This is a genomic window from Arthrobacter sp. UYEF3 (assembly GCF_040546245.1).
Classification (GTDB): domain Bacteria; phylum Actinomycetota; class Actinomycetes; order Actinomycetales; family Micrococcaceae; genus Arthrobacter.
Genome location: NZ_JBEPNK010000014.1, coordinates 95396 through 103287 on the forward strand (window position 1 = coordinate 95396; position 7892 = coordinate 103287).

At 64.8% G+C, this 7892-nt stretch carries 9 protein-coding genes; 5 read left to right on the plus strand and 4 right to left on the minus strand.

Annotation, left to right across the window (positions count from 1 at the left end):
• Positions 1-15: 15 nt before the first annotated feature.
• The 4 genes from ABIB14_RS11645 (at position 16) to ABIB14_RS11660 (ending at position 3252) form a co-directional block, all read left to right on the plus strand.
• Positions 16-1533, plus strand: a complete 1518-nt coding sequence (locus ABIB14_RS11645; RefSeq protein ID WP_502909651.1) for an amino acid ABC transporter substrate-binding protein/permease — start codon at positions 16-18, stop codon at positions 1531-1533.
• Positions 1530-2279 carry an amino acid ABC transporter ATP-binding protein gene (locus ABIB14_RS11650; RefSeq protein WP_354236035.1) on the plus strand — a complete coding sequence of 250 codons (750 nt, stop codon included), beginning with the start codon at positions 1530-1532 and terminating at the stop codon, positions 2277-2279. The genes ABIB14_RS11645 and ABIB14_RS11650 overlap by 4 nt, the downstream gene beginning before the upstream one ends.
• 25 nt (positions 2280-2304) lie before the next feature.
• Complete coding sequence (locus ABIB14_RS11655) at positions 2305-2838, plus strand: GNAT family N-acetyltransferase (protein ID WP_354236036.1); 534 nt, start codon at positions 2305-2307, stop codon at positions 2836-2838.
• 249 nt (positions 2839-3087) lie between these two features.
• Complete coding sequence (locus ABIB14_RS11660; protein WP_354236037.1) at positions 3088-3252, plus strand: hypothetical protein; 165 nt, start codon at positions 3088-3090, stop codon at positions 3250-3252.
• Positions 3253-3382: 130 nt separating this feature from the next.
• Here the strand turns inward: ABIB14_RS11660 and glnA are convergent, their stop codons facing one another.
• Positions 3383-4807 carry a type I glutamate--ammonia ligase gene (gene glnA / locus ABIB14_RS11665; protein WP_354236038.1) on the minus strand — a complete coding sequence of 475 codons (1425 nt, stop codon included), beginning with the start codon at positions 4805-4807 and terminating at the stop codon, positions 3383-3385.
• A 297-nt stretch (positions 4808-5104) separates the two neighbouring features.
• Between glnA and ABIB14_RS11670 the strand changes: the two genes are divergently transcribed.
• Positions 5105-5542 carry an RDD family protein gene (locus ABIB14_RS11670; protein ID WP_354236039.1) on the plus strand — a complete coding sequence of 146 codons (438 nt, stop codon included), beginning with the start codon at positions 5105-5107 and terminating at the stop codon, positions 5540-5542.
• Positions 5543-6021: 479 nt separating this feature from the next.
• On the opposite strand, the gene ABIB14_RS11675 is transcribed toward ABIB14_RS11670, so the two are convergent.
• From ABIB14_RS11675 to ABIB14_RS11685, 3 genes are all read right to left on the minus strand, one after another.
• Positions 6022-6384 (minus strand): DUF3817 domain-containing protein, encoded by a 363-nt coding sequence (locus ABIB14_RS11675; RefSeq protein WP_354236047.1) that lies wholly within the window; start codon positions 6382-6384, stop codon positions 6022-6024.
• Positions 6385-6542: 158 nt separating this feature from the next.
• Complete coding sequence (locus tag ABIB14_RS11680; RefSeq protein ID WP_354236040.1) at positions 6543-7304, minus strand: DUF4191 domain-containing protein; 762 nt, start codon at positions 7302-7304, stop codon at positions 6543-6545.
• A 90-nt stretch (positions 7305-7394) separates the two neighbouring features.
• Positions 7395-7892 (minus strand): lipoyl synthase (locus ABIB14_RS11685; RefSeq protein WP_502909652.1); only part of this gene is annotated, 498 nt, incomplete at its 5' end.

Here is a 7892-nt window from a genome sequence, read left to right on the forward strand (position 1 = left end):
TAGGGGTTGTTAAACTTGCCCAGACTCCAACAGACCGGAGCCGTCAGACCACGGAGGGTCACGGTCATCGGAGCGTTGCTGGCTTTTGCCGCCATGCTCTTTGGCGCCGTCGGGGCCGCCGCGGCGCCGACGGACGCACCCGCCGCCACGGCCGGTTCAGCGCATCCGGCCGCCGCGCCGTCGAGCCTTTCCGGGAAGACCTTCGTCATTGGGACGGACACGACGTTCGCCCCCTTCGAGTTCCGCGACGCCGGCGGCGAACTGACCGGCATCGACATGGACATCATCCGTGAGATCGCCAAGAAGCAGGGATTCGCCGTCGAGATCAAGTCGCTCGGCTTTAACGCGGCCCTCCAGGCGCTATCCTCCAACCAGGTGGACGGCGTGATCGCCGGGATGTCCATCACGGAGCCGCGAAAGCAGATCTACGACTTCTCCGAGCCCTACTTCGAGTCGGGCGTCCAGATGGCCGTCGCCAAGGCCAACTCGGAGATCAAGGGCTACGAGGACCTCAAGGGCAAGACCGTCACCGCCAAGACCGGCAGCGAGGGCGAAACGTTCGCCAAGTCGATCGCCGACAAGTACGGCTTCACTGTCAAGTCCCTGGACCAGTCCGCCACCATGTACGAGCTCGTGAAGTCCGGTAACGCCGTCGCCGTCTTCGATGACTACCCGGTGCTGGCCTACGGCATCAGCCAGAACAACGGCCTCAAGGCCGTAACCGGGAAGGAAAAGGGCGGCTCCTACGGATTCGCCGTCAACAAGGGCAAGAACCCCGAACTGCTACAGGCGTTCAACACCGGCCTGGCGGAGCTGAAGTCCAGCGGCAAGTACCAGGAAATCCTGGACAAGTACCTCAAGGACCCGACGCAGGCCACCCCGTCCAGTTTCTGGGACCTCCTGGTCAACAGCTTCCCCGCCCTCGCGAAGGGCCTGGGCAACACTGTTCTGGTCACCGCGATTTCCTTCGCCGTGGCCATGCTGATCGGCCTGCTCATGGGCTTCCTGAAAATCTCCACGAACGTAGTCCTTCGCGGGATCGCTACCACCTTCGTCAGTGTCTTCCGCGGCACGCCGCTGCTGGTCTGGGCCTTCTTCTTCTACTTCGGCATCCCGCAGCTGACCGGCCAGCCGATCAACATCTGGGTGGCCGGGGTTCTAACGCTCAGCCTCAACTCCGGCGCCTACATCACCGAGATCGTCCGGGGCTCCATCCAGTCCGTGGACCCGGGCCAGCTGGAGGCAAGCCGCAGCCTGGGCCTGGGCTACGCGAAGTCCATGCAAAAGGTCGTGGTCCCGCAGGCGTTCAAGATCATGACGCCCTCGCTGATAAACCAGCTGATCATCATGCTCAAGGACAGCTCGCTGCTGCTCGCCATCGGCTTCGCTGAACTGCTTTACCAGGGACAGCAGATCTACGCCGGAAACTTCCGGATCACCGAGACCCTGCTGATCGTCGCTGTCATGTACTTCGTGGTCATCATGCTGTTGACCAAGCTGGCCAACGTTGCGGATAAGAGGTTCAACAAATGACCACGGCAGTCACTGCACCGAGCAAAATCTCCGTCCGGGAGCTGAAGAAGTCCTTCGGTTCAAACGAGGTCCTTAAGGGCATCAACGCCGAAGTGGCCGAAGGCGAGGTGGTCTGCGTGATCGGGCCTTCCGGCTCCGGTAAATCCACGTTCCTGCGCTGCCTGAACAAGCTCGAGGACATCACCGGCGGCCACGTCACGGTGGACGGCTTCGATGTGACCGACCCCAAGGTGGACATCAACGAGGTCCGCCGGCACATCGGCATGGTCTTCCAGCACTTCAACCTGTTCCCGCACATGTCCGTGATCGAGAACATCATGCTGGCGCCGGTCGAATCGAAGAAGCAGGGCAAGGTTGAAGCCCGGGCCGGCGCCCTGAAGCTGCTGGAACGCGTCGGACTGGCTGAGAAGGCCGACGCCCGGCCGGCGTCGCTCTCCGGCGGCCAGAAGCAGCGCGTGGCCATTGCCCGGGCGCTGGCCATGAATCCGGACATCATGCTCTTCGACGAGGCCACGTCGGCGCTGGACCCGGAAATGGTGGGCGAGGTGCTGCAGGTGATCAAGGACCTCGCACGCGAGGGCATGACGATGGTGCTGGTCACCCACGAGATGGGCTTCGCCCGCGAAGTGGCGGACCGGGTGCTGTTCATGGCCGACGGCGTCATCTGCGAGCAAGGAGCACCGGAGGAGCTGTTCGGCAACCCGCAGCAGCCGCGGACCCGGGAGTTCCTCTCCAAGGTCCTCTAAGCTGCGCGTCGGATACGCTTCAATCATGTCCCGGCACGTGTGGTTGATCGCCTTGAAGAAGCTCGACGACGACGCCCGGGCCGTCAAGCTGGGGGAGGTCGCCGGGCTGGAGCTTGGCGCGGGGCAGCAGAAATTTGTCGGGGACCCGCTGCGGATGATGCTGCTGGGCCTGGCGGAGGACACCCGTTTCCCCTACGTCATGGATTCGGACGGCGCCGCCGTGGGCGTCGCCACCCTGCAGGCCGGCGCCGGATGCGCTGCCGGCTGGGCCGATGACGATTCGGTCTGGCTGCTCCGGGGATTCCTGGTGGACCGGCGTCGGCAGGGCAGCGGATTCGGCGCTGCCGGGGCCGTCGCGGCCGTGCGGGAGGCCGTCAGGCTGACAGCCGCGCTGGGCGGGGACCAGCGCGGCGTCGTCCTATCCGTCAACGAGGCCAATCCGGCCGGGCAGGCCGCCTACCGCAGGGCCGGCTTCGAGGACCGGGGGCAATACCTGGGCGGCGACGCCGGCCCGCAACGGATCATGTACCGGGGGTTCCGCGACCAAACGCGGATCTGACCCGCGGTGATGGCCTGGTGCGCCGGGAACCATAGGGGTACCGCCTTACGCCCACGCGTCATGGCCCGCAGCCTGCTCCGTGTCCGATGTACGCTTGCCGAGTAAATCGTGCTCATTGGGGGAAATATGGAGTTCAAACGTTCAGCCGGGGTTTTCGTGGCCGGCATATCTTTCTTTTTAGGCGGCCCGCTCCTGAGCTTTGTGTCGAATTTGTTCCTGGTTTGGTCAGCTTCGCGGGGAAACGGCGGAATGGTCGCCGTGCTGATGGGGATTGCCGTCCTAGGAGGTGTGCTCGGCCTGACGGGGTTCGTCATGTTGATCGTGGCCGCGCACCGTGCCTTGCTGAAGATTGACGGGCTTCCTGTCCGGATCCAGCCCGCCTCCAGGCAGGACTGGCTGGCGCCGACGCGCTGAGCGTTCACGCCGGCCATCATGGCCGGAACACGAAGGAGTCCGCCCGGGCTGCCATAACTGGCGGCCGGGCGGACTCTTTGGGTACTACCCGGTACTGTGACGCCGTCCGGTCAGCGCCGACCGTGAGCGACTAGACGCCGTAGTAGAGCTCGAACTCGTACGGGTTCGGGCGCAGCGACAGCGGGCGGATCTCGTACTCGTACTTGTACTCGATCCAGGTGTCGATCAGGTCCTGGGTGAAGACGCCGCCGGCCTGCAGGAACTCGTTGTCCTCGGCGAGGGCTTCCAGGGCTTCCTCAAGCGTTCCCGGGGCTTTGGGGATGTCCTTGGCTTCCTCGGCGGGGAGCTCGTAGAGGTCCTTGTCGATCGGAGCCGGGGGTTCGATGCGGTTGCGGATGCCGTCGATGCCGGCCATCAGCTGGGCGGCAAACGCCAGGTACGGGTTGGAGGACGGGTCCGGAGCGCGGAACTCGATGCGCTTGGCCTTCGGGTTCGAGCCCGTGATCGGGATACGGATACCGGCGGAGCGGTTGCCCTGCGAGTAGACCATGTTGACCGGGGCTTCGAAGCCCTTGACCAGGCGGCGGTAGGAGTTCACCGTCGGGTTGGTGAAGGCCAGGACGGCGGAGGAGTGCTTCAGCAGGCCGCCGATGTACCAGCGGGCAGTGTCCGACAGGCCCGCGTAGCCCTTCTCGTCGTAGAACAGCGGCTCGCCGTCGGTCCACAGCGACTGGTGGCAGTGCATGCCCGAGCCGTTGTCTCCGAAGACCGGCTTCGGCATGAAGGTGACCGACTTGCCCCAGGCGTCGGCGGTGTTCTTGATGACGTACTTGAACTTCTGCAGGTCATCAGCCGCGTGGGTCAGGGTGGTGAACTTGTAGTTGATCTCAGCCTGGCCGGCGGAACCGACTTCGTGGTGGCTGCGCTCGACCTCAAGGCCTGCCTCGTCCAGGGCGATGCACATGGCATCGCGGAGGTCGGCTTGCTTGTCGGTCGGGGAGACCGGGAAGTAGCCACCCTTGACAGGGGTCTTGTAGCCGAGGTTTCCGCCTTCCTCCTGGCGGCCGGTGTTCCAGTGCGCTTCCTCGGAGTCGATCTTGTAGAAGCTGCCCTGCGGGGAGGACTCGTACTGGACGTTGTCGAAGACGAAGAACTCGGCCTCAGGCGCGAAGAACGCGGTATCAGCGATGCCGGTGGAGGCAAGGTAGGCCTCCGCCTTTTCGGCCACGCCGCGGGGGTCGCGGTGGTACGGGTCGCCCGTGCGCGGGTTCACGATGGAGAAGTTCAGCGCTAGGGTCTTCTCGATCCGGAAGGTATCAACGAACGCCGTCGTGACGTCCGGGATGAGCTGCATGTCCGACTCGGCGATGCCCTGGAAACCGCGGATTGACGAACCATCGAAGAGCTGGCCGTTGACGAAGAAGTCCGCGTCCACGCTCTTGGCGGGCACGTTGAAGTGCTGCTGGACGCCCGGGAGGTCGGTGAAGCGGATATCGACGAATTTGATGCCTTCGTCTTTGATGAACTTGAGGACTTCGTCCGCAGTCTTGAACATCTATGCTCCTTACGCATATGAAAGATCTGGCCATAAGGCCGTGTGGTCCAGCGCGGCTCGACGGCGGGGAAAACGAATAGTCCGCCCCGCATAGCTCGCCGCTGGCAACTGTTACCACCCTAAGGACATGGGATTTCCCCGGGGTGTCCGCTTTGTTTCAGGCAGGTTACAGAATGCGCTGACGTCTTAAAGCTAGTCGCCGTCCACAGTGTGGCCTATCCGGTTCCGCAACGTGACCAGCGAGAGTCCAAATGGCGGACAGTCGGTTGTCCTCCCGGGAGCCGATAGGCTTGGAGGGTGGTTGATCGCAAAGACATAGGCTCGTGGCTCAGCGGACCGGACACGTCCGGTATCTCCAAGTATCCAGGGGAGCGGCTGGGCCTGCCCGAGTCCGGTCCAGACTCGATCGCCCGCGCAGGCCGGCGGATCCTTGCCATCTGCATCGACTGGGGCATCGCCCTGCTGATCAGCAACTTCGCCTTCGACGGAAACTCCTGGGCCACCCTCGCGGTCTTCGCCGTGGAACAGGCCCTGCTGGTCGGCACGCTGGGGTACAGCATCGGGCACCGGATCCTGGGAATCCACGTCGTCCGGCTCGGCGGCGGCCCTGCGGGACCGCTCGCGGCCTTGGTTCGTAGTGTGCTGCTCTGCCTGGTGATCCCCGCCGTCATCTTCGACCCGGACCACCGGGGCCTGCACGACAAGGCCATGGACACGGTTCTCGTCCGAAGGTAGCGTCCGGGTGTAGCGTCGGCGGGAGGGCACGTGGAAGTGCCCGCCGGGGACGCTGCTGCTATCGGCCGGCGCCTGGATTGCCAAGGATGGCCGTTATTCCGCCCTGCCATGGCCCGAGTCCTGCGCCGGTTCGCCAAAGATGGCCTCTGAGCCGCCCCGGATAGCGGCCATTTGCGTCAAATCGTGGGCATCGGGGGCGTTGAGGGCGCATCCAGTGGCCGGCGCAAAGGTCTCGGGGAGGTACGTCAGCGATCCAGCCTCGGCGGTAGTGCGGGACCGAGGGGGCGCTGAACCCTCGGCGATTCGCCAGAGAAGGCCGTACTACCACCCGGCATAGCCGCCATTTGAGTCAAGTCGACGACAGCCGGTCGCAAAACCGGCAGTGCCCGCACCGCTCACGGCGAATAGGCGGACAAAATCGGCCTTGGGCCGCCCGGGCCGCCCGGGCCACCCGCCCGGATCCAGGCGTCCCTTGAGAGCTAGACTCCGGCCGTCTGCCGGGCCGGCGTCGACGCTTCGTCTTCGGTCCGGACCGTCAGGTGCCCGCGGCGCCCAACCCAGCGTTCGAACCCGACGGTGGCGAAGGGAACGACAGCGGATAGCCCGGCAAACAGTGCCACCAGGAACGGCCAGCGCTGCTGCCGCCATAGGGCCAGGGCGGCAACGCCGTAGCCGATAAAGATCGTCCCGTGGATCGGCCCGGCGATCTCCACGCCGAGTTCCGTGGTCCGGAGAACCCACTTGAGGAACATCCCCACCAGCAGCGCCGCCCAACTGAATGCCTCGGCGACTGCGAGGGTCCGGAAGATCCTGATCACGGCGGTCTTCGAGGAAAGTTTCATGGGGACGTCTCCGGTTTCGGTGGTGGCCGCGCGGTAGCGCGGCGTCGTGCGGGTTAATCTGCGGGACAAGTCCCAAGGACTAAAAGAAAGCGCCCCGGGTCCCGGCCTTATGCCGGTAAGCGGGGCGCTCCTAAACTGCATGTTTTGAGAGGAAAATCCTAGCGGCCGCGGGCGGCTTTGCGGTCCGGGCGGGCCTTGTACGGATCGATGCCCTTGGGGATCGGCAGGCGGTTGCCGAGCGAGGAGATGCGCTTGGAAACGGTGTTGACCTCAAGTTTGGTCAGCTCGTTCTTCATTTTGCCCATCTTCTTCGCGACCTGGCTGATCGGCACCTGGCCCTCACCCCGGCCGCTCTCGATCAGATGGATGGTGACGTTGGGCAGGATCCGTGCCAGCCGCTTGCGTTCGCCATCGAGCAGGGGCTTGACCCGATGGCTGGGGCCTTCGCTGACCAGCACGACGCCGGGCCGTCCGACGGCGCGGAAGACGGCGTCCTGGGTGCGCGGGTTCACGGCGACCGGCTGGTCTTCGGTGACCCAGCCGCGGCGGAGGGTACCCAGCGCGGCACCCGAGGCGCCGGGCTGGTTTTCAATCTGGGCGAACGCAGCTCGCTCCGCGCGGCGCGACAAGATCAGGGTGGCCGCCAGGATGCCCAGCGGTATGCCGATGATCAGGCCGGTGATCCAGTTGTCCAGCAGGAAACCGACCAGGAAGCTGACCGCGACCACGCCGAGGAACGCCAGCAGCATGAGCCACTGGACCATCGGATCGTGACGGCGGGTCATCTGGAAGACCTCGCTGATCTGCTTCAGCCGGCTTGGCTTCTTGACCTTGGCCTCCTTGGGCTTGCGGGAGAAGAAGCCACGCTTCGGCGCATCGGCTGAAGAAGTGGACGTGCTGGAGTCAGAGGAATTCGCCATAGTGCCTTAATTCTACGTGATGCACGGCTCAGGGCCGGACACCGGATTGCTCCGGCGCCGGCCCTGGGCGGCAATGGTGTGCGGGGTTTCTCAGGAGTGTGCCGCGAGCAGTGAGCTGGCTTCCTGGCGGGTGCTGCCGGAGCTTTCGATGTGCGCGAGTTGGGCGGGGATTTCCCAGCCTTTCTTGCGCATCGCGGTGGCCCAGAGCCGGCCGGCGCGGTAGGAGGACCGTACCAGGGGCCCGGACATGACGCCGAGGAAGCCGATCTCGTCGGCTTCCTGCTGCAGGTCCACGAATTCCTGCGGTTTGACCCAGCGGTCCACCGGGAGGTGGCGTTCGGACGGGCGCAGGTACTGGGTGATGGTGATCAGGTCGCAGCCGGCCTCGTGCAGATCGCGGAGGGCTTCGGAGATTTCCTCGCGGGTCTCGCCCATGCCCAGGATCAGGTTGGACTTGGTGACCATGCCGTGCTTGCGGCCCTGGGTGATAACGTCCAGGGACCGGTCGTAGCGGAACGCGGGGCGGATGCGTTTGAAGATCCGCGGGACGGTCTCGACGTTGTGCGCGAACACCTCGGGTTTGGCGTC

Coding starts and splice junctions, on each gene's coding strand:
- ABIB14_RS11650 (WP_354236035.1), top strand. CDS start 1,530: ATGACCACGGCAGTCACTGCACCGAGCAAAATCTCCGTCCGGGAGCTG.
- ABIB14_RS11655 (WP_354236036.1), top strand. CDS start 2,305: ATGTCCCGGCACGTGTGGTTGATCGCCTTGAAGAAGCTCGACGACGAC.
- ABIB14_RS11660 (WP_354236037.1), top strand. CDS start 3,088: ATGGTCGCCGTGCTGATGGGGATTGCCGTCCTAGGAGGTGTGCTCGGC.
- glnA (WP_354236038.1), bottom strand. CDS start 4,807: ATGTTCAAGACTGCGGACGAAGTCCTCAAGTTCATCAAAGACGAAGGC.
- ABIB14_RS11675 (WP_354236047.1), bottom strand. CDS start 6,384: ATGAAACTTTCCTCGAAGACCGCCGTGATCAGGATCTTCCGGACCCTC.
- ABIB14_RS11680 (WP_354236040.1), bottom strand. CDS start 7,304: ATGGCGAATTCCTCTGACTCCAGCACGTCCACTTCTTCAGCCGATGCG.